The sequence below is a fragment of the Bradyrhizobium sp. WYCCWR 12699 genome, assembly GCF_032144035.1.
In the GTDB taxonomy this organism is placed as follows: Bacteria; Pseudomonadota; Alphaproteobacteria; order Rhizobiales; family Xanthobacteraceae; genus Bradyrhizobium.
Genome location: NZ_JAVTJN010000022.1, coordinates 90,272 through 114,610, shown reverse-complemented (window position 1 = coordinate 114,610; position 24,339 = coordinate 90,272). Strand labels below are relative to the sequence as shown.

Annotated in this window: 24 protein-coding genes and 1 tRNA gene; 17 read left to right on the top strand and 8 right to left on the bottom strand. The window is 64.3% G+C overall.

From position 1 onward, the window contains the following. Window positions 1-16: 16 nt before the first annotated feature. A complete protein-coding gene (locus tag RPS27_RS10400) occupies window positions 17-1,954 on the bottom strand; it encodes an AAA family ATPase (RefSeq protein WP_313753986.1) in 1,938 nt (645 codons plus the stop codon). Window positions 1,955-2,097: 143 nt separating this feature from the next. Between RPS27_RS10400 and RPS27_RS10395 the strand changes: the two genes are divergently transcribed. After that, window positions 2,098-2,631: a hypothetical protein gene (locus RPS27_RS10395; protein WP_212068970.1), complete on the top strand. Its 534-nt coding sequence runs from the start codon at window positions 2,098-2,100 to the stop codon at window positions 2,629-2,631. 89 nt (window positions 2,632-2,720) lie between these two features. Here RPS27_RS10395 and RPS27_RS10390 read toward each other — a convergent pair. Both RPS27_RS10390 and RPS27_RS10385 read right to left on the bottom strand, forming a co-directional pair. Further along, window positions 2,721-2,810, bottom strand: a tRNA-Ser gene (locus RPS27_RS10390). 713 nt (window positions 2,811-3,523) lie between these two features. Beyond that, window positions 3,524-4,648 (bottom strand): ROK family protein, encoded by a 1,125-nt coding sequence (locus RPS27_RS10385; RefSeq protein ID WP_194405468.1) that lies wholly within the window; start codon window positions 4,646-4,648, stop codon window positions 3,524-3,526. A gap of 344 nt (window positions 4,649-4,992) precedes the next feature. Between RPS27_RS10385 and rplU the strand changes: the two genes are divergently transcribed. The 3 genes from rplU to RPS27_RS10370 all read left to right on the top strand — a co-directional run bounded on the left by rplU (window position 4,993) and on the right by RPS27_RS10370 (window position 6,497). After that, window positions 4,993-5,379 carry a 50S ribosomal protein L21 gene (rplU, locus tag RPS27_RS10380; RefSeq protein WP_194405467.1) on the top strand — a complete coding sequence of 129 codons (387 nt, stop codon included), beginning with the start codon at window positions 4,993-4,995 and terminating at the stop codon, window positions 5,377-5,379. A 102-nt stretch (window positions 5,380-5,481) separates the two neighbouring features. Next, window positions 5,482-5,751 carry a 50S ribosomal protein L27 gene (gene rpmA / locus RPS27_RS10375; RefSeq protein WP_024338898.1) on the top strand — a complete coding sequence of 90 codons (270 nt, stop codon included), beginning with the start codon at window positions 5,482-5,484 and terminating at the stop codon, window positions 5,749-5,751. A gap of 152 nt (window positions 5,752-5,903) precedes the next feature. Beyond that, entirely contained in the window at window positions 5,904-6,497 is a 594-nt protein-coding gene (locus tag RPS27_RS10370; protein ID WP_211415054.1) for a GNAT family N-acetyltransferase, read from the top strand. A 42-nt stretch (window positions 6,498-6,539) separates the two neighbouring features. Here the strand turns inward: RPS27_RS10370 and RPS27_RS10365 are convergent, their stop codons facing one another. Beyond that, on the bottom strand, window positions 6,540-7,454 hold the full coding sequence (locus RPS27_RS10365; RefSeq protein WP_212068969.1) for a DMT family transporter: 915 nt from the start codon (window positions 7,452-7,454) through the stop codon (window positions 6,540-6,542). Window positions 7,455-7,573: 119 nt separating this feature from the next. Between RPS27_RS10365 and RPS27_RS10360 the strand changes: the two genes are divergently transcribed. The 3 genes from RPS27_RS10360 to RPS27_RS10350 all read left to right on the top strand — a co-directional run bounded on the left by RPS27_RS10360 (window position 7,574) and on the right by RPS27_RS10350 (window position 11,046). Further along, complete coding sequence (locus tag RPS27_RS10360; protein ID WP_212068968.1) at window positions 7,574-8,056, top strand: MaoC family dehydratase; 483 nt, start codon at window positions 7,574-7,576, stop codon at window positions 8,054-8,056. An 85-nt stretch (window positions 8,057-8,141) separates the two neighbouring features. After that, window positions 8,142-9,182: a GTPase ObgE gene (gene obgE, locus RPS27_RS10355; protein ID WP_212068967.1), complete on the top strand. Its 1,041-nt coding sequence runs from the start codon at window positions 8,142-8,144 to the stop codon at window positions 9,180-9,182. A gap of 229 nt (window positions 9,183-9,411) precedes the next feature. After that, complete coding sequence (locus RPS27_RS10350) at window positions 9,412-11,046, top strand: alkaline phosphatase family protein (protein WP_313753985.1); 1,635 nt, start codon at window positions 9,412-9,414, stop codon at window positions 11,044-11,046. A 72-nt stretch (window positions 11,047-11,118) separates the two neighbouring features. Here the strand turns inward: RPS27_RS10350 and RPS27_RS10345 are convergent, their stop codons facing one another. Then, complete coding sequence (locus RPS27_RS10345) at window positions 11,119-12,084, bottom strand: Bug family tripartite tricarboxylate transporter substrate binding protein (RefSeq protein ID WP_212068965.1); 966 nt, start codon at window positions 12,082-12,084, stop codon at window positions 11,119-11,121. A gap of 217 nt (window positions 12,085-12,301) precedes the next feature. Here RPS27_RS10345 and proB point away from each other — a divergent pair, with 217 nt between their 5' ends. Continuing rightward, complete coding sequence (gene proB, locus RPS27_RS10340; protein ID WP_212068964.1) at window positions 12,302-13,423, top strand: glutamate 5-kinase; 1,122 nt, start codon at window positions 12,302-12,304, stop codon at window positions 13,421-13,423. Window positions 13,424-13,441: 18 nt separating this feature from the next. Here the strand turns inward: proB and RPS27_RS10335 are convergent, their stop codons facing one another. Next, window positions 13,442-13,738, bottom strand: coding sequence for a type II toxin-antitoxin system RelE/ParE family toxin (locus tag RPS27_RS10335; protein ID WP_313753984.1), 297 nt, complete (start codon window positions 13,736-13,738; stop codon window positions 13,442-13,444). Then, window positions 13,719-13,997, bottom strand: a complete 279-nt coding sequence (locus tag RPS27_RS10330) for a type II toxin-antitoxin system ParD family antitoxin (RefSeq protein WP_194405459.1) — start codon at window positions 13,995-13,997, stop codon at window positions 13,719-13,721. Before RPS27_RS10330 ends, RPS27_RS10335 begins: the two co-directional genes overlap by 20 nt. Window positions 13,998-14,189: 192 nt before the next feature. On the opposite strand from RPS27_RS10330, the gene RPS27_RS10325 reads away from it, so the two are divergent. From RPS27_RS10325 to RPS27_RS10285, 9 genes are all read left to right on the top strand, one after another. After that, window positions 14,190-15,485 (top strand): glutamate-5-semialdehyde dehydrogenase, encoded by a 1,296-nt coding sequence (locus tag RPS27_RS10325; protein ID WP_212068963.1) that lies wholly within the window; start codon window positions 14,190-14,192, stop codon window positions 15,483-15,485. A 20-nt stretch (window positions 15,486-15,505) separates the two neighbouring features. Next, entirely contained in the window at window positions 15,506-16,150 is a 645-nt protein-coding gene (locus RPS27_RS10320; protein WP_212068962.1) for a nicotinate-nucleotide adenylyltransferase, read from the top strand. 232 nt (window positions 16,151-16,382) lie between these two features. After that, window positions 16,383-16,739, top strand: coding sequence for a ribosome silencing factor (gene rsfS / locus RPS27_RS10315; protein WP_027515020.1), 357 nt, complete (start codon window positions 16,383-16,385; stop codon window positions 16,737-16,739). A gap of 94 nt (window positions 16,740-16,833) precedes the next feature. Next, window positions 16,834-17,316: a 23S rRNA (pseudouridine(1915)-N(3))-methyltransferase RlmH gene (rlmH, locus tag RPS27_RS10310; RefSeq protein WP_194405456.1), complete on the top strand. Its 483-nt coding sequence runs from the start codon at window positions 16,834-16,836 to the stop codon at window positions 17,314-17,316. A gap of 32 nt (window positions 17,317-17,348) precedes the next feature. Then, entirely contained in the window at window positions 17,349-18,707 is a 1,359-nt protein-coding gene (locus RPS27_RS10305; RefSeq protein WP_285809440.1) for a murein hydrolase activator EnvC, read from the top strand. Then, window positions 18,704-20,062, top strand: a complete 1,359-nt coding sequence (locus tag RPS27_RS10300; protein WP_194405454.1) for a S41 family peptidase — start codon at window positions 18,704-18,706, stop codon at window positions 20,060-20,062. Before RPS27_RS10305 ends, RPS27_RS10300 begins: the two co-directional genes overlap by 4 nt. Before the next feature lie 155 nt (window positions 20,063-20,217). Further along, window positions 20,218-21,441, top strand: coding sequence for a divergent polysaccharide deacetylase family protein (locus tag RPS27_RS10295; RefSeq protein ID WP_212068960.1), 1,224 nt, complete (start codon window positions 20,218-20,220; stop codon window positions 21,439-21,441). A 78-nt stretch (window positions 21,442-21,519) separates the two neighbouring features. After that, complete coding sequence (locus RPS27_RS10290) at window positions 21,520-22,026, top strand: RNA pyrophosphohydrolase (protein WP_194405452.1); 507 nt, start codon at window positions 21,520-21,522, stop codon at window positions 22,024-22,026. Window positions 22,027-22,087: 61 nt separating this feature from the next. After that, the gene (locus RPS27_RS10285; RefSeq protein ID WP_212068985.1) at window positions 22,088-22,588 is read left to right on the top strand and encodes an RNA pyrophosphohydrolase; all 501 of its coding nucleotides are present in this window, start codon (window positions 22,088-22,090) and stop codon (window positions 22,586-22,588) included. 69 nt (window positions 22,589-22,657) lie between these two features. Here RPS27_RS10285 and RPS27_RS10280 read toward each other — a convergent pair whose 3' ends face one another. Then, window positions 22,658-24,325, bottom strand: a complete 1,668-nt coding sequence (locus RPS27_RS10280; protein ID WP_212068959.1) for an adenylate/guanylate cyclase domain-containing protein — start codon at window positions 24,323-24,325, stop codon at window positions 22,658-22,660. Between the last annotated feature and the right edge of the window lie 14 nt (window positions 24,326-24,339).

The window sequence follows — 24,339 nt, the reverse complement described above, 5'->3', positions numbered from 1 at the left end:
TGGTCAAGATCGATCTTCAGAGCATATCACCGAACAAATCGTTATCATCTTTAAGCGAAGGCGACTTCATCGCCGCATCGATGCTCAGCAATACCTTCTTGATGGTCGCTGGAAGCTGGTCGCCCGACTCACACTGCCGGATGAATAGAGCCGTATATCCATAGGCGTCTCCCTTGCGGGCCTTAAGAACGGCGGTCGCTAACGCGCGCACAGCGTCATCACTATCGACCGTTGGCTTGTAAACGCCGCATTGGCTCGGATAATCGTCTCGTGCGCCTGCTGCTTCTAGAAAACGACGATGAACTTTCGACTCAGTCTCAGAAACGAGCAGAGCCTCAATGCCTTTGGTTGGCGACTGCCAATGTGCAGCATAGTCGCCAAGCTTGGAATCGGCCTCTGCGCCAAAGGGCTTATTCGGGGTGTCGTAGAAGGCGTAGGCGGGCTTGTTGAGCGCCTTAAACACCGGTCCATACTTTGGCACTGCATTGTCGCCATCGGCGCTGAAAAGGCTGATGCCTGCGAAATCGAGATGCATGTAAGCATCGGGGCCGAGCGTCCTTTCCAGGATAGTTGAGGCCTCAGGAAATAGTGCCGCTTCAGAAGCACCTTCAACTACGAGCACAGCGCGCCCTAGGATTGCTTCTGCGAATTGCCTGCGTTCGGTCTTGAAACTTTTGGTCTTGAAGTCGCCAAGGTCAATGGGCTCACCATCCAGCACACCGTTCGACTGGCGAGAAAGGATCACGATGTCCTGCGGCTCAAACTGCTCGATCACATAGGGCGAATGCGACGTGACGATCGCCTGCCCCATCTCCGTGAGCACAAAGCGGCTTACCCTTCTTTGCGTATGGGGCGGCAGCGCGATTTCCGGCTCCTCCATTGCAAAGATGACTGATTGCTTTTCCTTCAGCTCGGCGATCACCGTTAGCAGCGCGAATACCAGCAGGTTTATCGAGCCGGTGCCCAGGCGCGCAAACGGTACGCTGTGACCGACAGGGTCGGCGGCGATGAACAACCGCACGACCTCACGCAAATTTTCCCGCGTGAGTTCTGACGCGAAAAAGGCGGTGGCATTATCACCTGGCGCCAGGGACACGAAGCGCGCCATACGCTCCCTGATGTCGGCTCGGATTTGCTTTAGCTGGGGCACTTCCCCAATCGCCGGTGTTAGCCCGTGCAGTCTGTCGAGCGTATCTTGCCACATGTCCGCCAACCCGGTTCCACCGAGGCGGAGCACTGTATCGAGCAAAGACCCACGTTGGAGGCTCAGCGCGCGCGCTCCAGTGCGCAGCGTGCGCAGGAAGACGAACCCGCAAAGCCGCTTGTGTTCTCGCCCGAACAGTCTGCGGCCAGTACCCAGCGCTGGCTCGGCAGGTTCATCGTCCTCGATAAGCTCGATTGGATGATCAAAGAACGTGTTACCGACGAAATCGTCTTCCGCCTTATCGTAGCGGCCAATGAACACTACGGGTAGAGCCCAGCGCTTCTGGCCGCCGTCGCCAGCAGCCGGGCCGCCCTCCCCTTGATCCGCAAAGTCTCGAGCATCGTCGTCCCATCGCCGAAGATGACGATGGAAGCGAAGTTCAGCCTCTTGTGGAAGATCGATGAGAACCGCTTCGATGCGGACTTCGATTGGTTCTTTCTCGTTATCAAGATATCGGCCGCAATGGAAATCGTGTTCGTCGATGACAGGCCGCCGATAAAGGCGCTCCGGCCCCAGAACGAGATCAAGGGCCTCGCACACAGTCGATTTTCCGACGTTGTTTCCACCGACCAGAAGTGTGTGCCCTGCCAGGTGCACAACGCCGCGGGCCACACCTCTGAAATTTGATATCGTCAGACGACTTACTTTCACCTCGCCCCCCAACAAGCCGGCCCTGCTTCCCCCGGTTGCGGCGCCACCACTGTCAGCATACATCAAGCTGAACGACACGGATAGATTGCGCTGCAGCACACCCGATGCTTCTCCCGCGAAATTCGCCGTAGGCTGGGGTCAACGTTGAGAACCTGCGGGTCATCGTGGATAGCGCTGATTGCACTGAGACCACCGGAAGCTCTTACGCTAAGTCTTGCACGCTAGATGGTACGAGGTGGGCCGTGGAATCTATCGCATCACTGATCCGCATGCTGATTGATAGCAGCTGGCGTCTCGGCATCCCGATGGCGATTGCGGGAGCAGCAATCGTCCTATTGCACAGGTTCTCGTTGCCCGAGCAGGGCGTGCTCACGTCATATCTTGGATGGGCTACCCTCGGTATCGCTGCCGGCGCGAGCTTCACAATCGTCTCGATTGTTGCTGGCATCATCAACGCGATCAAGCGAGCCCGGCATCGGCGACGTGCCGGCGCTCGGGAGATGGAGGAGCTGAGAGCTAACATCAGCTCCCTGTCGCCCCGCGAGTTCGAACTTCTCTGCGAAATTCTACAGAGCGGAGTGACCCGATTGAAGATCCACATCCTCAGCGATGCTCACTCGCTTCTGGACAAGGGGGTTCTTTATCGGGTCGACCACTCACTCACCGAACCGATGTGCGAGATTCCGGCCCCATTGCGCGAACATAAAAACGCGATCTTGTCCGGACTGCCCAAGGCCCAAAGACTGCAAGCAGAGCGGTCTGGCGCAAACTACTGAGGCTGTGCATGTCCTTGGGGTTACCAAGCTCGACCGCCTTGGCCGAAACGCGATGGATGTGCGCCAGTCAGGCAAGCCAACTCAAATACTGGCGGAGAGGGAGGGATTCGAACCCCCGATAGGCTTGCACCTATGCCGCATTTCGAGTGCGGTGCATTCAACCACTCTGCCACCTCTCCTGAAGGCGCCATGTAGAGGCAGGGCCCCTGTGGTTGGGGGCGTTAATAGGCGAGGATGGCGGGCCAGACAAGGCGCGAAAGGGGAAAATCCGCTGCCTGTTTCGGCCGCGGCCCGGGCTTCCCGGCACGAATGCTCCGGAAAGGTGGTGCGGATTGCCGGGTTGAGGCGTTTTGTCGGGCGAATCGGAGGCCCACTTGAGCGACAACGCTTCTGCCTTGGGGGAGGAACTGCGAGGGAGCATCGGACGATCTCGGCCAATGGGGCAAATGCCATCGGCAATCCCAGCGCAGAAGAGACCCTCTCCCCAGCCCTCCCCCGCAGGCGGGGGAGGGGGCGCAGCGCCGGTGGGGCGGAGGCCGGATTCAGAACATGCTTGGAAAAAACGGGGTGGGACCGCCAGACGCGGTAAACACTGGCGGTCCCGGTGCCGCTCATTGAAATTCTGGCTGGGAAGGGCGGCTTCGCCGGCCAGGTGGAAGCGACGGTTCGACCCTAGCGTGCGGCGGGCGCGCCGCAACGCAATCCGGTCCTTAACCTAACCGGTCAAGGTTACTCGGGGGGACGGTTCGGCGGTCGCGCCGACGGCGCGGCGGGCGCTTTTGTCCGGAGGGGGCCCCAACGCGGAGGCACCCTCTCCCCGGCCCTCTCCCGCAGGCGGGAGAGGGAGTGGACCTCCGCCGTGGCGGCGATCGCACCCAGGGAGAAGGAGCGGCTAGTCGCCCTTCTTGCTGTCCTTGTCCTTTTTCTTCCCGTTGTCCGCGTCCTTGCCGTTCTCCTTGCGGCGGTTGGTGAAGCGGGCATTGCCGAGGCCGGTGCCGATGGTGAGCACGCCCCAGCGATCGACGTCCTGCATGAACGGCACCTCGGAGAGGCCCTGCACCACGCCGTCATTGTGCATCAGGATCGCGGTGTCGTGCTCGCCGATCTGCGGGATGCCCTCGAGCAGGCTCGCCGGCAGGTTGAACTTGCTGCTCTCCCAATTGCCCGGCAGGTTCTGCGCGCCCTTCTCGATCGAGCCGTCCGCGTTGATCACGCCGGGACAGGCGATGCCGATGAAGGGCGCGAGCTTGAAGCCGTCCTTCTCGGCCTCCGTGATCAGCCCCTTCAGCATCTTGGTGAGCCGCTTCACCGCGCCTTCGCGCGTCGGCTCGTCGTCGGCATGACGCCACAGCTCGGATTTCACCACCTTGGCCTTCGACAGGTCCTTTGCCTTCTTCCAGGCCGTTTCGACCAGGCCGCAGCGGATATTGGTGCCGCCGATGTCGACGGCGAGGATGCTGTCATGGGCCTCGAAGATCCAGGACGGCGCCAGATGCAGCGCGCCGATCAGGCCGGCTTCATCCGGGTGATGGCGGATCGGCATCATGTCGATCTTGAAGTCCTCGGATTTGAGGATGATCTCGGTGCGCGCGATCGCGAGCTCGCCGAGCCGGGAATCGCGGAAACCGCCGCCGACCACGATGCGCTCGGTCTTGGCCCAGGCTTTTGTCTTCAGGAAGCGGCGGGTGACGTAAGCGAGCTCCTGGGCGAAATCCTCGATGGCGCTATGCACCAGCGCGGAGGCCTCGGTGTCGTCACCGACCAGGATCGCATCCAGCGTCTTCTTGCTGATGTTCTCCGACGGCTCCTTGCCGAACGGGTCCTCGCCGGTCTTGCGCAGCGGCTTGCGCCAGCGGTCGAGGATGTCGCGGAACGCGCCCTTGCTGGCGCGGTCGCCGAGAAAGCCGTCCTCGTCCTTCATCTCGATGTTGAAGCTGTCGATGTCCACCGACGGCAGCCGCTCGGCGCCGTGATGGGCGATGCCCGTCGTCGTCTTGACCAGTTCGTCCGTTGCCATTGAAGAGCCCTTGCCCGCTGACCTGTTCCGGCCTGACTAACGGCGCGGGAACCGGTTTGTTGCAAAGCCAAATCGAGATTCGGCTGAAGGCCGCGAGAGAGCCAAATCCTTCAAATCCGGGCGCTTTTCGCCCGCTTTTCCCTGACTCTTGCTTGACTCTTGGCTGATCGCGGCTATAAGTCCCACAACCGGCGCGGGGCGTTTCTCGCGCCGCTTGTTTTTGCGTGGGTTTTCAAAGGGATAAACCTGCCCGCACAAAACTCGTATAAACCCCTAGCGACTGACAAAAAGCCGGCCCCGACGTAGCAGTCGCGAGGCCGGGATTGAACACGGAGAAAAAAACGATGTTCGCAGTCATCAAAACCGGCGGCAAGCAATACCGCGTCGTGCCGGATGATGTTCTCGAAGTAGGCAAGATCGAAGGCGAAGTCGGCTCGATCGTGCAGCTGAATGAAGTTCTGGTGGTCGGCGGCGACTCGCCGGTGCTGGGCGTTCCGACGGTGGCAGGCGCCTCCGTTGCGGTCGAGGTGCTCGACCACAAGCGCGGCCCCAAGGTCATCGCGTTCAAGAAGCGCCGCCGCAAGAATTCGCGCCGCAAGCGCGGCTATCGCGACGAGATCACTGTCTTGCGCATCAGCGAGATCCTGACCGACGGCGCCAAGCCCACCAAGGGCCCGCGTCCGAAGAAGGAAAAAGTGGCGAAGGAGCCGGCAGCGGAAGCCGCCGAATAGCTGAAATCGATCACGCCAATTCACGAATTGATGCGTGAGAAATTTTGAAATGATTCCGTCAAGGAATTGACCTAGAACTACGCAGGATTTCGGAGACGAGCCATGGCTCACAAAAAAGCAGGCGGTTCATCGCGTAACGGACGCGATTCCAAGGGCAAGCGCCTCGGTATCAAGGCGTTCGGCGGGGAGGTCGTCACTCCCGGCAACATCATTGCGCGTCAGCGCGGCACCACCTGGCACCCCGGCCTTAATGTCGGCATGGGCACGGACCATACTCTGTTCGCCAAGATCGAGGGTCGTGTTGCGTTCCAGGCCAAAGCCAACGGCCGCACCTTCGTATCGGTACTCCCGATCGCAGAGGCTGCTGAATAGACGGTGGATCAAATTGGAGTCCGCCGGTCCCGACTGAACCGGCGGAGTCCAGATCATAGAGATCGAAGGCTCCAGGGGGAGGCGGGAAACCGGCCTCCCCTTTTCTTTTGACTTGCTCACTTTGACTTAGTGACTTTCTAGCGGAGCCGGACATGTTGCAGGATTTCTCGAGCGTGACCTTGGCTGAGGCGAGACCTGGCGTCGTCGCCACCGAACGGCTGACCTTGCGGCGGCCGACGCTTGCCGATGTCAGGACCATCGCCCGGCTCGCCAACGACCGCCGCGTCGCGGAAAACACCCGCCGCCTGCCGCATCCCTATTCGCAGGACGACGCCGTCGCATTCATCCGCGCCACCGCCGCGCTCGGAGCTGAGACCGTGTTCCTGATCGAGCACGATACCAATCCGGTCGGCATGGTCGGCATCGACTGCTCCACGCCCGGCAATGCCGAGCTCGGCTATTGGCTCGGCGTCGAGCATTGGGGCCAGGGCTTTGCCACCGAGGCCGCGCGCGGCGCGATCGACTTCTTCTTCGAGGAATTCGAGGACGAGCATCTCTATGCCGGCGCGCGCGTCACCAACCCGGCCTCGCGCAAGGTGCTGGAGAAGTGCGGCTTCCAATGGAGCGGCGTGCAGCTGCATCGCTTCCTGGCGCTGGGCTCCTCGACGCCGGTCGACTGCTTCCGCCTGTCCCGCGGCGTGTGGGCCTCGCTGAAGAGCTGGAGCAGCGCGCGGCGGATGAGATAGGCAGGGCGGCGCTTACCCTCCCCGTCCAGGGGAGGGTGGGCATCACGCCGGCGGATTCACTTCGGCGCTCTCGCGCCCGAGATCCCTCTCGCGCAGATAGATGTAGAACCCGGCGCCGATGATGATCGCCGCGCCGATCAGCGTGGCGACCGAGGGCACGTCGCCGAACACGACGAAGCCGAAGATCACAGCCCAGACGATCATCGAATATTGATAGGGCACGACGACGCTGGCCGGCGCCAGCTTGAGCGAGCGGTTGACGCAGAACAATGCCGTCACCGAGACGACCCCCGCCAGCGCGAAGAACACCAGGCTGCCTGGGGTCGGCGGCACCCAGTTGAACGCCGACAACACGGCGCCGAGCGAGAACGTGCCGACGAATTGCGAGGACGCCATCACGATGTCGGGCGTCTTGCGCAGGCTGCGCGTGATCAGCATCAAGGTCGCGAACGACAGGCTGCCGCCGAGCGCGATCAGCGCCGGCAGGCTGACGGTCTGCGCCGACGGCCGCAGCGCGATCAGGACGCCGCAGAAGCCGATCAGGATCGCGGTCCAGCGCCGCCAGCCGACCTTCTCGCCCAGAAAGATCGCCGACATCGCGGTGACGAAGATCGGGCCGGCGAGATAATAGGTGATGACGTCGGCGAGCGGCAGATAGACGGTCGCAAGGAAGAAGGCGGCAACCTCCAGCGTCGACAGCACGACGCGAAACAGCTGCAGGCGCGGTCGCTCCAGATGCAGGAACTGGTGACGCTGCGTCCAGATCAGCGGCGACAACAGCAGCAGCGCCGCGCAGGCGCGCAGGAACAGCAGCTGCCCCACCGAATAAGTCCCGACCAGGAACTTGCCCATGGCGTCGCCGAACGAGAACATGAAGATCGACAGCACCATGAGCGCAATGCCGGCGAGGCGCGCGGAGCGATCGTCATAGGCGGAGAGGTTCTTGAAGATGGGCATTGGCGCCGTTGTAATGGCATGAGCAATACGGACAAGCCCGCCACGCTGAATTGAACGGATTGTCGCACTCTTCGCATCGCAGTAGCGATAAACGCCACATCGACAAAACGAGCTTTGACATGACCGATTTCGACCCGACCCGGCATCGCATGATCCCCACGCAACGCTGGTTTGAGGATTTCGTCGTCGGCGAACGCTTCGTGCTGCCGAGCCGCACCCAGACCTCGGCGATCTTCGCGGCGTTCCAGACCGCGAGCGGCGACACCCATCCGGTGCATTATGACGTGGAATATTGCCGCAGCCGCGGCATGCCGCATCTGCTCGCCCACGGCTTCCAAACCCTGATCCACACCGCGCCCGGCGCCGGCCTGTTTCCGTTCATGGTCGAGGACTCCCTGGTCGGCTTCCTCGAGCAGTCGAGCCGGTTTCTCAAGCCGGTCTTCGCCGACGACACGATCTATCCGGCGCTCGAAGTCATCGAGCTGGTGCCGGGCCGCACGACCGGCGCGGTGACGCTGCGCAGCACCGTGTTCAACCAGCGCAAGGAGCTGGTGCTGGAGGGAACGCAGAAATTCCTGATCCGGAAGCGACCGGCGGGTTAAGCAAGGGCCGCAATTCGCGGAATTTCGGCCGATTTGCGGGTCTATCCGGGTTGCCGCAGGGGGCCGGCTGGCCTACCTATGGCCCATGAAATTCCTCGACGAAGCAAAGGTCTATATCCGCTCCGGTGACGGCGGGAACGGCTGCGTGGCGTTCCGCCGCGAGAAGTTCATCGAATTCGGCGGCCCCTCCGGCGGCAATGGCGGGCGCGGCGGCAATGTCATCATCGAGGTCGCCGACGGCCTCAACACGCTGATCGACTACCGCTATCAGCAGCACTTCAAGGCCCAGAAGGGCGAGAACGGCTCGGGCTCGGACCGTCACGGCGCCAACGGCAAGAACATCGTGCTGAAGGTGCCCATGGGCACGCAGATCTTCGACGAGGATCGCGAGACGCTGATCCACGACTTCACCAAGGTCGGTGAGAAGTTCGTGCTGGCCGAGGGCGGCAATGGCGGCTTCGGCAATGCGCATTTCAAGTCCTCGACCAACCGCGCGCCGCGCAACGCCAATCCCGGCCAGCCGGGCGAAGAGCGCTGGATCTGGCTGCGGCTGAAATTGATTGCGGATGCCGGCCTCGTCGGCCTGCCCAATGCCGGCAAGTCGACCTTCCTCGCCAAGGTCAGCGCGGCCAAGCCGAAGATCGCCGACTATCCCTTCACCACGCTGCATCCGCAACTCGGCGTCGTGAATGCCGACGGCCGCGAATTCGTGCTGGCCGACATTCCCGGCCTGATCGAGGGCGCGCATGAAGGCGCCGGCCTCGGCGACCGCTTCCTCGGCCATGTCGAGCGCTGCCGCGTGCTGCTGCATCTGGTCGATGCGACCTGCGAGCATGCCGGCAAGGCCTACAAGACCGTGCGCACGGAGCTCGACGCCTATGCCGGGCAGCTCACCGACAAGATCGAGATCGTCGCGCTGAACAAGATCGACGCGGTCGAGCCGGACGAGCTCAAGAAGCAGAAGGACCGGCTGAAGCGCGCGGCGAAGAAGACGCCGCTCTTGATCTCCGGCGTGACAGGCCAGGGCGTGACGGAAGCGTTGCGCGCGCTGGCCGAGGTGATCGGCGAGGCCCCGGTATCGGCCAAGGCGAAGAGCGCGGCCGAAGCGGAGCCGTGGTCGGCGTAGTCTCATTGTCGTCCCTGCGAACGCAGGGACCCATACCGCGTGATCTCTCGATTGCGGATGGTCGCAGTACCGAACGACAAGTCTTCGCCAAACTACTCCCTGGGGTTATGGGTCGCTGCGTTCGCAGGGACGACAGCGGTGCGTGCGGCTGGGGCATGCACCTCACTGTCTTGTCTTCGCGCCTCCAATATCGCAGCATCACACCATCAAGAAACGGCAGGGATGACGCATGGCGCGCGCGAAGAACGTTCTCTGGATCATGTGCGACCAGCTTCGCTATGACTATCTCGGCTGCACCGGCCATCCCACGCTGAAGACGCCGAACATCGACGCCATGGCCAAGCGTGGCGTGCTGTTCAGCAAGGCCTATGTGCAATCACCGATCTGCGGGCCCTCGCGGATGTCGTTCTACACCGGCCGCTACATGCGCTCGCACGGCTCGCACTGGAACGGCTGGCCGCTGCGTGTCGGCGAACCCACGCTCGGTGATCACCTCAACAAGATCGGCGTGCGCAACGTGCTGGTCGGCAAGACCCACATGGCGCCCGATATCGAAGGCATGAAGGCGCTCGGCATTCCCCCGGAATCGATCATCGGCGTGCACGTCGCCGAATGCGGCTTCGAGCCTTATGAGCGCGACGACGGCCTGCATCCCACGGGGCGGCCGCGCCCGAAATATGACGAGTATCTGCGTCAGCACGGCTTTGAAGCCACCAATCCCTGGGAGCACTGGGCCAATTCAGGCGCGGCTGAAGATGGCTCATTGCAGAACGGCTGGCTGCTGGTGCATGCCGACAAGGCCGCGCGCGTGCCGGAGGAGCATTCCGAGACGCCCTATATGACGCGGCGCGCGATGGACTTCATCAGCGAAGCCGAGACCGACGGCAAGCCGTGGTGCCTGCATCTGTCCTACATCAAGCCGCACTGGCCCTATATCGCGCCGGAGCCCTATGCCAGCATGTATTCGACGGATGACATGATTCCGGCGACCCGCTCCGAGCGCGAGCGGCAAAATCCGCATCCGGTGTTCGGCGCCTATATGGACATGCGCTACTCCCGCAACATGGCGCGCGACGATGCCCGCGAGAAGGTGATCCCGACCTATATGGGCCTGATCACCCAGATCGACGACCAGATGGGCGTGCTGATGAAGTTTCTGGAGGCGCGCGGCCTGCTGGATACCACCATGATCGTGTTCACGTCGGACCACGGCGATTATCTCGGCGATCACTGGATGGGCGAGAAGGATCTATTCCACGAGCAGTCGGCGAAGATCCCGCTGATCATCATCGATCCCTCCAGGGAAGCCGACGCCACGCGCGGCACACGCAGCGACGCGCTGGTGGAAGGCATCGATCTCGCGCCGACCTTCGTCGATTATTTCGGCGGCAAGGTGCCGGGCCACATCCTCGAGGGGCGCTCGCTGCTGCCGCTGCTGCGCGGCGAGAAGCCGTCAGACTGGCGCAAGGTCGCGTTCTCCGAATACGACTATGCCATGCAGGACGTCAGGTTGAAGCTGAACCAGCCGATCGAACGCTGCCGCCTGTTCATGGTGTTCGACGGCCGCTGGAAATACATCCATGCCTCCGGCTTCCGTCCGATGCTGTACGACCTCGAAACCGATCCGAAAGAATATCTGGATCGCGGCGACGACCCCGAATGTGCCGGCATCATCGCGCGGCTACAGGCCGAGCTGTTCGACTGGGCGCTGCATCCGAACGACCACATCACCACGCCGCGCGAGAAGATCGCGGCTTATGCCGACAACCAGCTCCAGGTGAAGAACGGCGTTTTGATCGGCATCTGGGATGAAGCCGAGCTCGCGGCGATCAAGGACGGCATCGCGCAGCGCGGGAAGATGTGAGCGAGCGGAACGAGGCCCTCTCCATTCGCCAAGCCCGGCCATGACGGCTGAGTGTGTGGCGCCGCAGGAGACTCAATTCTCGATCTTGTAGCCCGTCGCCTTCACGATCGGCTGCCACAGCGCGATGTTCGCGGCGAGCTCCTTGGTCAATCCATCCGGGGTCGACCCGACCGGGATCAGCCCGATCGCCGTGAGCTTCTCCTTCACCTCGGGCTTGGCGAGCGCCGCGCTCGCGGCCGCACCGAGCTTGCTGGCGAATTCCGGCGGGCTGCCGGCGGGAAGCCACATGCCGTACCAGGCGTCCGCGACGAGATCGATGCCGTTCTCCTTCAGCGTCGGGACTTCAGGCGCGAACGGCGAACGTTCCGCGCTCGAGGCCGCGATGATCTTCACACCCTTGGCACGATGCTGCGGCAGCGCGTCGGCCAATGTCACGATGCCGAACGAGATATGGCCGCCGACGAGATCGTTGAGGATCGGCGCGCTGCCGCGATAGGGCACGCGGGTCAGGGGGATGCCGAGGTCCTTTTCGAGCTTGGAGCCCATGAAGTGCGGAATGGTGCCGTTGCTCGGCACGCCGAACGAGGTCTTGTCCGGATGCGCCTTCAGCCAGGCCACGAAGCTCCTGAAATCGGAGGCCTCGACCGCCGCATTGATCACCAGCGCGAATTCGAACCGCGCCAGCAGCGACACCGGCATGAAATCCTTCGCCGTGTCGAAGCTCGGCGTCGTCTCCACCATCGGCAGCAGGTACATGGTGGGGCCTGTCGTCACCAGCACCATGCTGCCGTCGGGGCTTGCGCCCTTCACCGCCTTGATGCCGATCAGTCCGTCGCCGCCGGTGCGGTTCTCGACCACGATGGTCCGCTGCAGCGCCGGCGCCATCTCTTGCGCGATCAAGCGGCACAGCGTGTCGCCGCCGGCCCCCGCGGCGAACGGGAAGATGATCTTGCTCAGCCCGGCCTGCGCGTGCACGTCGCCGGCCTGCGCCAGCAGCGGCAGAGCGACACATCCGGCCATGAATTCGCGGCGATCCATGCGTTTCCCCTTTTGGCCCCATTTTAGTTGGCATCAATTAGAACCAGAGCAGCGTCCCGGACAAGGCCGACCTTCGCCGTTTACCATCCGTTGCCATCTCGGCCGCCTTGCGCCGGCCATCGTCCTGCTGCAAAAGCAGGCCCATCGGCGCCGCTTTCTCGCTCCGCCGTCTCCAATGCAGAGCAGATCGTCCAGGCGCCCTAGTACACATAGACACATGGCCAGCCCCGAACTCAGTCAATTCCGCCGCATCGTCGTCAAGGTCGGCTCAGCGCTGCTGGTCGATTCCGACAAGGGCGAGGTGCGGGCGTCCTGGCTCGCCGCGCTGGCCGACGACATGGCCAAGCTGCATAGGGAAGGCCGCGACGTCCTCGTCGTCTCCTCCGGCTCGATCGCGCTCGGCCGCAGCCGCCTCAAGCTGCCGCGCGGCCCGCTGAAGCTGGAAGAGAGCCAGGCCGCCGCCGCCGTCGGCCAGATCGCGCTGGCGCGGATCTGGTCGGAGGTGCTCGGGGCGCACGGCATCGGTGCCGGCCAGATCCTGGTGACCTTGCAGGACACGGAGGAGCGCCGCCGCTATCTCAACGCGCGCTCCACCATCGGCAAGCTGCTGGAATGGCGCGCCATTCCCGTGATCAACGAGAACGACACGGTGGCGACCAACGAGATCCGCTACGGCGACAACGATCGCCTCGCCGCGCGCGTCGCCACCATGGCGAGCGCCGACCTGCTCGTGCTGCTGTCCGACATCGACGGGCTTTACGACGCGCCGCCGAAGAACAACCCGAACGCCAAGCTCATTCCGGTGGTCGAGAGCATCTCCTCGGAGATCGAGGCGGTGGCTGGCGACGCCGAATCCGAGCTGTCGCGCGGCGGCATGCGCACCAAGGTCGAGGCCGCCAAGATCGCCACGACAGGCGGCACCCATATGCTGATCGCCTCCGGCAAGATCGAGCATCCGCTGCAGGCGATCGCCGATGGCGGCCGCTGCACCTGGTTCCTGACGCCCGCCAATCCCATCACGTCGCGCAAACGCTGGATTGCCGGCACGCTGGAGCCTAAGGGCACGCTGACCATCGATGCCGGCGCCGTGACGGCACTGCGCGCCGGTGCCAGCCTGCTGCCGGCCGGCGTGATCAAGGTCGAGGGCCAGTTCGCCCGCGGCGATGCCGTGATCGTGCGCGGCCCCGACACCAGCGAGATCGGCCGCGGCCTGATCGCCTACGATGCCGACGAGGCCGAGCGGATCAAGGGTCGCTCCTCCCCCGACGTGATGACCATTCTCGGCATCAGTGGCCGCGCCGAGATGATCCACCGCGACGATCTGGTGGTGGGCGGGTAAGAGCGGGCAGGCCGCTAACTATTGTATGTCGTCAGCGCCGATATCCTGCCGGCCATGCATGACCCGGACGACCTCAACACCGTCGGGTGTGGGTACGTAGAAAACCAGGTAGTTGCCGACCGGAAAGCTACGTAACTCGGCGCGCAATTCGCTGCGATCACGGCCGGCAAACGGCGTCTCTGCCAGCATATCGAATGTTGCATCGATGCGATCGATCAGCGTATCGGCCGCTCTCAAACTTTCCGCGGCGATGTAGTCCCAGATCGCCGTAAAGTCGACTTCTGTCTGCGGACTCTTAAGTGGTCTTTTTGGCATTTTTAGCCGCCAGACGCTTCCGACCCTCTGACTTGATCCGCTCGAACATGTCGCCGATCTCCTCCATCGGCCCGCTGTCAAAGCCCTTCTGGATTTCCTCCCGCAGCGCTTGCAGCTTGAGCTTGCGCTGTTCTTCGCGCTCCTCAATCAAGCGAAGACCTTCGCGCATCACCTCGCTCGCACTGGCATAGCGCCCGCTCTCGACCAGACCATCGATCAGGTCCTCGAAATGCTTGCCGATGCTGTAGCTGCTGGCCATAGGGGGCTCCGATATCAAATAATGATAATTGTTGATATTTTGAATATTCGCAAGGATCGATCGAGCATTCGGTGCACAACCCGGCCACTGGCCGACCGGCGGCGAACCGAGGCCCTGCCATACCCGCCCCGCCCTTCGCAGGCCCGGGATTTCCGTGCTAGGACACCGCCTTAGCAGAAGGTTGAAACTCCCATGGCCGCCCCCCTCAAAGCCGTTGACGGCACTGCCGATCTTCAGGCGCTGATGTCCGATCTCGGAACCCGTGCCCGCGCTGCCGCGCGCGTGCTGGCGCTGGCGCCGCCGGAGCAGAAGAACCTGGCGCTGGAGGCCATGGAGCGGGCGATCCGCGGCAACGCGGCCGCCATTCTCGCCGCCAATGCCGAGGACGTGGCGGAGGCCCGCGCCTCCGGCAATGCCACCTCCGCCTTCATCGACCGCCTGACGCTGACCCCGGCGCGCATCGAGGGCATGGCCGAGGGCATCGGCATCGTGCGCGGCATCGCCGACCCCGTCGGCATCGTCACCGAGAGCTGGCAGCGGCCGAACGGCATGACCATCGAACGCGTGCGCGTGCCGCTCGGCGTCGTCGGCGTGATCTTCGAGAGCCGGCCGAACGTCGCGGCGGACGCCGGCGTGCTGTGCCTGAAATCCGGCAATGCCGTGATCCTGCGCGGCGGCTCCGACAGCTTTCGTTCGTGCCGCGCGATCCATGAATGCCTGGTGCAGGGCCTGCGCGAAGCCGGCCTGCCCGAAGCTGCGATCACGCTGGTGCCGACGCGCGACCGCGCGGCGGTCGGCATGATGCTGTCGGGGCTGAACGGCGCGGTCGACGTGATCGTGCCTCGCGGAGGAAAAAGCCTCGTCGCGCGCGTCGAGCAGGAAGCGCGCGTGCCTGTCTTCGCGCATCTCGAAGGCGTCAATCACGTCTATGTTGACGCCAGCGCCGACCTCGCCATGGCGAAGTCGATCGTGCTCAACGCTAAAATGCGCCGCACCGGTGTCTGCGGCGCAGCCGAGACGCTGCTGGTCGATCGCGCCGCTGCCGGCAAGAATCTCAAGCCGCTGGTCGAGATGCTGCTCGAGGCGGGCTGCGAAGTGCGCGGCGACGACGCCGTGCAGAAGGCCGACGCGCGCGTAAAACCTGCCAGCGACGACGATTGGGACACCGAATATCTCGATGCGATCATCGCGGCGAAGGTGGTGGACGGCGTCGACGGCGCGATCGCGCACATCCAGAACCACGGCTCGCATCACACCGATGCGATCGTGAGCGCGGATGAGGCGGCTGCGAACAAATTCCTGAGCGAAGTCGATTCCGCAATCGTGCTGCACAATGCCTCGACGCAGTTCGCCGATGGCGGCGAGTTCGGCTTTGGCGCCGAGATCGGCATCGCCACCGGCCGCTTCCACGCCCGCGGACCTGTCGGCGCCGAGCAATTGACGAGCTTCAAATATCGCGTTCGCGGCACCGGGCAGACGCGGCCGTAACCGACGCAAGGCGCGGGGCATTGAGCAACAATTTCGTCGCGCCACGCTTCTTCGCGCAGGCCATACCAGCCCACACGTCGGGCATGCGTATCGGCTTGCTCGGCGGTTCGTTCAATCCGCCGCACCAGGCCCATCGCGCCATCAGCCAGTTCGCGCTGAAGCGGCTTCAGCTCGATCGCGTGTGGTGGCTGGTGACGCCAGGCAATCCGCTGAAGGAGAACGGCACGCTGTATGAGCTCGGCGAGCGCATGCAGGCGGCGCGCGACGTCGCCGACGACCCGCGGATCGAGGTGAGCTGTCTCGAATCCGTCATTCGCACCCGCTATACTATCGACACGATCAACACCTTGCGCCGCCGCCTCTCGGACTTGCGCTTTGTCTGGATCATGGGCGCCGACAACCTCGCTCAATTCCATCGATGGCAGGACTGGCGGCGCATCGCCGGCCAGGTGCCGATGGCGGTCATCGACCGTCCGCCGCAGAGTTTTCGCGCCCTCGCCTCGCCTGCCGCCAAAGCCCTAGCGCGTTACCGCCTGCCCGAGAACAAGGCAGCGCTGCTCGCGGATGAACCGGCGCCGGCCTGGGTGTTCCTGACCGGATTGAAGCTGAATCTGTCCTCCACGGGCCTGCGGAACCCGGACGGGAGCTGGAAAGGTACGAAGTGAGACAGAGTGTGCGGACGGGGGTGTCTCCGCCTCTCTGGCATATTGAAACCCTTAACCCCACATGATGTAGTGTAACCGGTGGGCGCCGGATTCGGCGTTCGCGATACAGTGAAAGGAATGGTCCCTGACCACATCTGTATTGTCCAAGTCAACTTCAGCGAAGTCAGCTTCAACGAAGTCTGTTTTACCCAAGGCAAAACCGGCGCGTAAAACACCGACCAAAGCTGCGGCCTTGAAGGCGCAACCCGACGCCGACAAGACGCTGAGCCTGATCCTCTCCCGCCTCGACGACATGAAGGCGGAAGAGACGGTCACCATCGACCTTCGCGGCAAATCGGCCTACTCCGACTACATGATCGTCACCACCGGCCGGGTGAACCGGCACGTCGGCGCGATCGCGGAGAACGTCGCCAAGGGCCTCAAGGAAAACGGCATCAAGAACATCCACGTCGAGGGCTTGCCCAATTGCGACTGGGTGCTGATCGATTCCGGCGATGTGATCGTGCACGTGTTCAGACCCGAGGTCCGCGAGTTCTACAATCTCGAGCGGTTGTACACGCAGGGCCCAGGGGCGGCGAAGGCGATCTAGGCTCATCGGGCCGATTTCGAATCGGCTGACGCGCATGCTAGCGTCGTGCGCGCGCTCGTTGCGCGCGGTCTTGAAACACGGCTCCGAAGAATCCATGCGTGTGGCTGTCATTGCGGTGGGCCGGCTCAAGCAGGGCCCCGAACGGGAGCTCGCCGACCGCTATTTCGAGCGGTTCGACGAGGCCGGTCGCAAGCTCGGATTCCGCGAGCTCGTCGTCCACGAAATCCCCGAGAGCCGCGCGCGCGACACCGCGACGCGGATGGCCGAGGAGGCCACGGCGATCTCGGCCCACATTCCGGAAAAATCGATCCTGGTGGCGCTCGACGAGCGCGGCCAGAATCTCGATTCTACCGTATTCGCACGGCATCTCGGCCGCTGGCGCGATGAAGGTGCCGGACATACTATCTTCGTGATCGGAGGGGCGGACGGACTTTCGCCCGAATTGCGCCGTAAGGCCAAGCTCGCGATCGCGTTCGGCTCTGCGACCTGGCCGCACCAAATGGTCCGCGTCATGCTTCTGGAACAGCTTTACCGGGCCGCCACCATTCTGGCCGGCCACCCCTATCACCGCGCGTGATGCGCGCCATAACGAGCATCTTTGCCGACACGATGCGAGCGCCGCTCCTCAACCTGCTGCTGATCACTGGCGTTGCCGGCGCAAGCCTCGCGCAAGCAAGCACAAGCCTCGCGCAAGCTCAAACGGCAACGCCGGCGCCACAGACCGCGGCCGTCTCGCCCGATGCCATCAAGCAGCGCGAGCAGGAGCTGGAAGCCGCCCGCGCCAGGCAGAAGAGCGCCGAAGAGGCGCAGGCCAAGCTGAAGGCCGAGATCACCTCGCTCGGCAGGGACCGCACCCAGCTCAACCAGCAGCTGATCGACACCGCCGCCAATGTGCGCGGGGTCGAGAGCAAGATCGACGACACCGAAGCGCGGCTGCGAAGCCTGAACGGCCGCGAGCAGCAGATGCGCGCGTCGCTGGATTCGCGCCGCGCCGACATCGTCGAGGTGCTGGCCGCCTTGCAGCGCGCCGGCCGGCGTACGCCGCCGGCGCTGCTGGTGCGGCCCGAAGACGCGTTGCAATCGCTGCGCACCGCGATGCTGCTCGGCGCCGTCGTGCCGGAATTGCGCGGCCGCGCCGAGAAGATCGCAGGCGAGCTCGGCGAGCTCGTGGCCTTGCGCAAGACCATCGCGACCGAGCGCGACCAGCTCGCCGCAGACCGCGACAAGGTCCGCAGCGACCAGACCCGGCTCACCGCCCTGGTCGAGGAGCGGCAGCGCCAGCAGGCGGCGCGCGAAAAGGATCTCGACGCCGAGAACACGCGCGCGATCATGCTTTCAAAGCAGGTCGGCGATCTCCAGGGCCTCATCACCAAGATGGAGCAGGATCTGCAAAGCGCCGCCAAGGCCGCCGAGAAAGCCGCCGAGGCCGCAAAGCAGGCCGAGGCCAAGGAAGCCAAGCTGGCAGCCGCCAGCGCCAAGTCGGGCCCGGGCGCATTCAAGGATCGGTCCCGCACCACCCCCGCAATCGCGTTTGCCTCCGCCAAGGGTCTCCTGCCGCTTCCGGTTAACGGTAACAAGATCAGGGATTTTGGCGGTTCCGACGGTGTCGGCGGGGTCCAGAAGGGCATTTCGCTGGCGACCAAGCCCGGCTCCCAGGTCACGACCCCGTGTGACGGCTGGGTGGTCTATTCCGGCCCGTTCCGCAGCTATGGACAACTCTTGATCCTCAACGCCGGGGGCGGGTATCATGTCCTGATCGCCGGGATGGAGCGCATTTCGGTCAACATCGGACAGTTTGTGCTCACGGGGGAGCCGGTCGCGACCATGGGGTCGACATCTCAAGTCGCCTCCATTCTCGCGACGAACGCGAGTCAACCTGTGCTGTATGTCGAGTTCCGTAAGGACGGCACTCCAATCGATCCAGGCCCATGGTGGGCCGCAAATGAAGGCGAGAAGGTTCGCGGATGATGCGCAAGACTTCAGTAATCCTCCTCAGCGCAGCCACCGGTGCGGCGCTGACGCTGTTCGTGACCCAGCCGCGCGCGGTGTTCATGGGCTCCAGCGCGCGAGCCGCCACCGCGGACACCTATCGCCAGCTCAACCTGTTCGGTGACGTCTTCGAGCGCGTGCGCTCCGACTATGTCGAGAAGCCCGACGACACCAAGCTGATCGAATCCGCCATCAGCGGCATGCTCACCGGTCTCGATCCGCATTCGAGCTATATGGACGCCAAGAGCTTCCGCGACATGCAGGTGCAGACGCGCGGTGAGTTCGGCGGCCTCGGCATCGAGGTCACGATGGAAGACGGCCTCATCAAGGTGGTCTCGCCGATCGACGACACGCCAGCCTCGCGCGCCGGCGTCATGGCCAACGACATCATCACCAACCTCGACGACGAGGCGGTGCAGGGCCTGACCCTGAACCAGGCGGTCGAGAAGATGCGCGGCCCGGTCAACACCAAGATCAAGCTGAAGATCATCCGCAAGGGCCAGGACAATCCGATCGACGTCACCCTGGTGCGCGACAACATCCGCGTCCGCTCGGTGCGCGCGCGCGTCGAGCAGGACGATATCGCCTATATCCGCATCACCACCTTCAACGAGCAGACCACCGAAGGCCTGAAGCGTGAGGTCGCCAACCTCTCGAACCAGATCGGCGACAAGCTCAAGGGCTACATCATCGACCTCCGCAACAATCCGGGCGGCCTGCTCGAGGAAGCCGTCACCGTCTCCGACTCCTTCCTGGAGAAGGGCGAGATCGTCTCGACCCGCGGCCGCAATGCCGAGGAGACCCAGCGCCGCACCGCGCATTCCGGCGACCTCACCAAGGGCAAGCCTGTCATCGTGCTGGTCAATGGCGGCTCGGCCTCGGCCTCGGAGATCGTCGCCGGCGCGCTGCAGGACCACAAGCGCGCGACCATCGTCGGCACGCGCTCGTTCGGCAAGGGCTCGGTGCAGACCATCATCCCGCTCGGAAGCGGCAACGGCGCGCTGCGTCTGACCACGGCGCGCTATTACACGCCGTCGGGCAAGTCGATCCAGGCCAAGGGCATCGTGCCCGACATCGAAGTGCTGCAGGACGTGCCGGACGAGCTGAAGTCGCGCACCGACACCAAGGGCGAGGCTTCGCTGCGCGGCCATCTCAAGAACGACGGCGACGAGAAGACCGGCTCGCAGTCCTACGTCCCGCCGGACGCCAAGGACGACAAGGCGCTCAAGCTCGCCGGCGACCTGCTCCACGGCATCAAGAACAGCGCCTCGGCCGCGCCCACGCCTAGCGGCGACAACAAGGCCACGACCGACAAGCCGAAAGCGGCGAACTAAGTCGGAATCACACGATCCCAACGCAAGGGGCGGCTCCTGGAGCCGTCCTTTTTGCTTGGGAACTCGCATTGAACAGTGGCATCCCCGGCCTATCCCGGCCTGCCGCCGCTTGACCTCGGCGTGGTATCGTCCGTCGCAGTGATTCGGGATCGCGCATGACTGAAACGGCCGATGATCTGAGCGCCCCGCTCGGACAGGACAAGCCGCGCCGGAAACGCCGGCTGCGGCTGCCGTTCTCGGCCATGCAGCTGATCGCCGTGCTGCTCGGCCTGTTCCTCCTCACCTTTGCCGGCTTCGCCATCTTCAACAAGGATCCGCTCGGCGGCGAGCCGCTGACGCGGATCGCGATCAAGCCGGCGGACAAGGCCGCGGATGAGAAGCCGGCGGCCTCGAGCCATGCCGGCGACGGCAAGCAAGAGAGCAAGCACGAGACCAAGGAGACGCCGAAGCCGCCGGGCGAGCAAAAGACCGTCACCATGATCGACGGCTCCACCGGCGCGCGCCACGACGTGGTGATCGGCGGCGATGCCGCGGGCAAGAGCGAGGCAGCGGCAGCTTCGGCGCCGCCGGCGGTGATGGCCGGGATTGACCAGAAGCTGCTGGAGAAATCGCGCTACGGCATGATTCCAATGGTCGCCGGCGACCTCAAGCCGTTCAACGTCTACGCGGCGGAGGCCGATCGCGCCAAGGCGGCCAAGATGCCGGTGGTCGCCATCGTGATCGGCGGTCTCGGCGTCGGCGCCGCCAAGACAACCGACGCCATCATGAAGCTGCCGGCCGCGGTGACGCTGGCCTTCACGCCTTACGGCGCCGATCCCGGCAAGCTCGCCGAACGGGCCCGGGCGCAGCGCCACGAGATCTTCCTGCAGATCCCGATGGAGCCCTACGACTTTCCCGACAACGACCCGGGACCGCAGACGCTGCTGACCTCGCTCAGCGCCGACCAGAACATGGACCGCCTGTACTGGCACCTCAGCCGGATGCAGGGCTATGCCGGCATCGCCAACTTCATGGGTGCGCGCTTCGTCGCGACCGAGCCGGCGATGCAACCGATCATCCGCGAGGCAGCCAAGCGCGGCCTCGGCTTCTTCGACGACGGCTCCTCGCCCCGCAGCATCGCAGCCCAGGCGGCGGCGAACCAGGCCATGCCGTTCCGCAAGGGCGACCTCGCGATCGACGTGGTGCCGACGGCGACCGAGATCGACCGCGCCCTGAACAAGCTCGAATCGACGGCCCGCGAGCGCGGCATCGCCGTCGGCACGGCCTCCGCCCTGCCCGTCTCGATCGACCGCATCAGTGCCTGGACCAAGACATTGGGCGACCGGGGTATTCTTCTGGTGCCATTGACAACCGCGATGCTGAAATCAAAATCCAGCTAAATCAACGGATTGGTACGGCACGGGTCCTGGCGGGGGGCCGGTTAAGCCGTACCGGCAGCATGCGAGAGGTCTGGCGGAATGGCGCGTTATGAGGATCTGCCCTACCGGACCTGTGTCGGCGTGATGCTGATCAACACAGCGGGACTGGTGTTCATCGGCCGCCGTGCCGGCGGCATCGAACATGTCGACGACACCCATGTCTGGCAGATGCCGCAAGGCGGCGTCGATCCCGGCGAGGACACCTGGGAGGCCGCCAAGCGCGAGCTCTATGAGGAGACCAGCGTGCGCTCGGTCGAGCGGCTCGGCGAGGTCCCGGACTGGCTGACCTACGACATTCCGCGCACGGTCGCCGGGCGCGCCTGGAAAGGCCGCTACCGCGGCCAGCGCCAGAAATGGTACGCGGTGCGCTTCACCGGCAAGGACAGCGAGATCAACGTCGAAAAGCCCGGCGGCGGCGGCCACAAGGCCGAGTTCGTCAGCTGGCGCTGGGAGCCGATGAAGAACCTGACCGGGCTGATCATCCCGTTCAAGCGCCCGGTCTATGAGCGCGTGGTGCAGGAATTTTCCGCGCTGGCGGAGGAATGATTTGCATCGTCATTCCGGGGCGTGCGAAGCACGAACCCGGATGACGACGAAAGACCTGCAAGTGACGCCTGAAAAACCCTACCGTCCCAATGTCGGCATCGCCCTCTTCAACACCGAGGGCCGCGTGCTGATCGGCCACCGTTTCAAGGGCGACGGCCCCGAGATCATCCTGCCCGGCCTCGACTGGCAGATGCCGCAGGGCGGCGTCGACGAGGGCGAGAACCTCCGCGATGCGGCGATGCGCGAGCTCTGGGAGGAGACCAGCGTCGTCAGCGCCGACTATCTCGGCGAGACCGACTGGCTCACCTACGAATTCCCGCCTTACGACGGCCCGCAGACCCATCGCCTCGCGAAGTTTCGCGGGCAGCGGCAAAAATGGTTCGCGCTGCGCTTCACCGGCAAGGACGACGAGATCGACCCGCTGACACCGCGCAACGGCCAGCCCGCCGAGTTCGACGCCTGGCGCTGGGAGCGCCTCGACCGGGTCGCGGACGTCGTGGTGCCGTTCCGGCGCGAGGTTTACCTCGCAGTGGCGCGGGAGTTTGCGGTGTTCGGAAACTGAAATCGCGAAAACAACCCCATGCACAGTAGAATGGGGTTGTAATCGTTGAAGAAATTTCACCGGAAGTTTCTAATTGATCGGGCCCACCGTGAATGGGCCGATGGCGATGACGTGGCAGTCGCTGTCGCGCTTGGCGCAGTCGGCGAGGGCCGAGGTGACGGCGGCCTGCTCGGCGGCGGCTTTGAGGCCGAGGCCCGGCCGGCCGGCGGTGCCGACGGCGACCGCATTCCAACCCATGGCGTCGCCGAGCTTGCGCACCACCTCGTCGCGCGCATCGGCCACGATCGAGGCGTTGGAGGCGGCATTGAAGAAGCCGGTGATCCTGAACAGGGTCGGGATCGGCACGACGAAATTGTCGTCGACCGCAACGACGAGGCAGGCGACGCCGGCGATCGCGCCGCAGGATTCCAGCGAGCGTCGCGCCGCGTCCTCGGCGGATGAGGCGCCGAGCACCATGAAATATTGCCCGCCCGGACCGAGCGCGACCGAGCGGGATTTCGCCGCCGGCACGAAGATGTTCTCGAGCCGGACTTTCTGCGGCTCGCGCACGATCGGAAAATCCTTCGACGCGAAGGCTCGCTCCGTCATCGCATCATGCCGGAAGTAGGGAGACGGCGGCATCGGCGGCTTGCCGTGCGCGTAGACGACGGTGTCGCCGACCGCGTAGAGCTCGCAGCGCCGCGGCGATTGCGCGGCATCGGCGCGCTTTTGGCACTGCTCGAGCGCGGTGTTGCGCGCGGCCTCCTCGCTTGCCTGGTTCAGCGCCGAGCCGGTGAAGCCGCCGACATTGAGCGCGAAGGCCTTGTGATCGCCGGAAGCGACATATTCGCTTGCCAGGAAGCTGCGCACGCGCTCGTTGATGAAGGGCACGCTATCGGCGGAGAACTTGCCTGACATCGCTGATGCCGACGGCGTCGGCGCCATCGCGGCGCTGACGCTCGGCGATGCCATTGGGGCCATCGGCGCCTTGGCGAGCTGGGTCGGTGACGGGCTCGGCGATACGGCACTTGCCGTTGGCGCCGTGCTGGAGGCTGCGTTCGGCGTCGCGGCTAGCGGCGCCACGACATTCGCCGCCTGCTTGAGCTTGGTGTTGTAGAGAAAGCCTGTGACGCCGATGCCGACGATCGAGACCACCGCGACCACCAGCGGCCACATCCACACCGGAGCGGCGGCCAGCTTGGCGGCCGGCTTCTTCAGCTGCGGCTTGCCATAGGTCCCGTCCTCGCGCCGCATCGCCACCATGTAGGCGTGAACGGGCGTCGGGATATTCTTCACCTCCTGCGCGCCGATATCGGCGAACTGCACCGACAGCTTGTTGGCGACCTGCTCGTGTACCGCGCGGGAGACGCAGATGCCGCCGACCTCGGCGAGCCCCTCCAGCCTTGCCGCGATGTTGACGCCGTCGCCCAACAGATCGCCGTCGCGCTCGACCACGTCGCCGATGGTGATGCCGATGCGGAACGACATCTGCCGGCTCGGCGGATAGGCCATGTTGCGGGTCCGCAGGGATTCCTGGATGTCGATCGCGCAGCGCACCGCATCGACTGCGCTCGGGAATTCCGCGAGCACGGCATCGCCCGCCGTGTTGAAGATGCGCCCGCTGGCCTTGGCGATGAAATCGTCGACGACCTCGCGATAGGAGGCCAGACGCCGCAACGTCTCCTCCTCGTCTTCCGCGACCAGCCGCGAGTAACCGGCAATATCGGCTGCGAAGATCGCTGCGATCTTGCGTTTCATCTGCACCCTGCCCC

Excerpts from the sequence above, each read along its gene's own strand:
- RPS27_RS10385 (WP_194405468.1), bottom strand. The coding sequence starts at position 4,648 with ATGGCAACGGACGAACTGGTCAAGACGACGACGGGCATCGCCCATCAC.
- rplU (WP_194405467.1), top strand. The coding sequence starts at position 4,993 with ATGTTCGCAGTCATCAAAACCGGCGGCAAGCAATACCGCGTCGTGCCG.
- rpmA (WP_024338898.1), top strand. The coding sequence starts at position 5,482 with ATGGCTCACAAAAAAGCAGGCGGTTCATCGCGTAACGGACGCGATTCC.
- RPS27_RS10370 (WP_211415054.1), top strand. The coding sequence starts at position 5,904 with ATGTTGCAGGATTTCTCGAGCGTGACCTTGGCTGAGGCGAGACCTGGC.
- RPS27_RS10365 (WP_212068969.1), bottom strand. The coding sequence starts at position 7,454 with ATGCCCATCTTCAAGAACCTCTCCGCCTATGACGATCGCTCCGCGCGC.
- RPS27_RS10360 (WP_212068968.1), top strand. The coding sequence starts at position 7,574 with ATGACCGATTTCGACCCGACCCGGCATCGCATGATCCCCACGCAACGC.
- obgE (WP_212068967.1), top strand. The coding sequence starts at position 8,142 with ATGAAATTCCTCGACGAAGCAAAGGTCTATATCCGCTCCGGTGACGGC.
- RPS27_RS10350 (WP_313753985.1), top strand. The coding sequence starts at position 9,412 with ATGGCGCGCGCGAAGAACGTTCTCTGGATCATGTGCGACCAGCTTCGC.
- RPS27_RS10345 (WP_212068965.1), bottom strand. The coding sequence starts at position 12,084 with ATGGATCGCCGCGAATTCATGGCCGGATGTGTCGCTCTGCCGCTGCTG.
- proB (WP_212068964.1), top strand. The coding sequence starts at position 12,302 with ATGGCCAGCCCCGAACTCAGTCAATTCCGCCGCATCGTCGTCAAGGTC.
- RPS27_RS10335 (WP_313753984.1), bottom strand. The coding sequence starts at position 13,738 with ATGCCAAAAAGACCACTTAAGAGTCCGCAGACAGAAGTCGACTTTACG.
- RPS27_RS10330 (WP_194405459.1), bottom strand. The coding sequence starts at position 13,997 with ATGGCCAGCAGCTACAGCATCGGCAAGCATTTCGAGGACCTGATCGAT.
- RPS27_RS10325 (WP_212068963.1), top strand. The coding sequence starts at position 14,190 with ATGGCCGCCCCCCTCAAAGCCGTTGACGGCACTGCCGATCTTCAGGCG.
- rlmH (WP_194405456.1), top strand. The coding sequence starts at position 16,834 with ATGCGTGTGGCTGTCATTGCGGTGGGCCGGCTCAAGCAGGGCCCCGAA.
- RPS27_RS10305 (WP_285809440.1), top strand. The coding sequence starts at position 17,349 with ATGCGAGCGCCGCTCCTCAACCTGCTGCTGATCACTGGCGTTGCCGGC.
- RPS27_RS10300 (WP_194405454.1), top strand. The coding sequence starts at position 18,704 with ATGATGCGCAAGACTTCAGTAATCCTCCTCAGCGCAGCCACCGGTGCG.
- RPS27_RS10295 (WP_212068960.1), top strand. The coding sequence starts at position 20,218 with ATGACTGAAACGGCCGATGATCTGAGCGCCCCGCTCGGACAGGACAAG.
- RPS27_RS10290 (WP_194405452.1), top strand. The coding sequence starts at position 21,520 with ATGGCGCGTTATGAGGATCTGCCCTACCGGACCTGTGTCGGCGTGATG.
- RPS27_RS10280 (WP_212068959.1), bottom strand. The coding sequence starts at position 24,325 with ATGAAACGCAAGATCGCAGCGATCTTCGCAGCCGATATTGCCGGTTAC.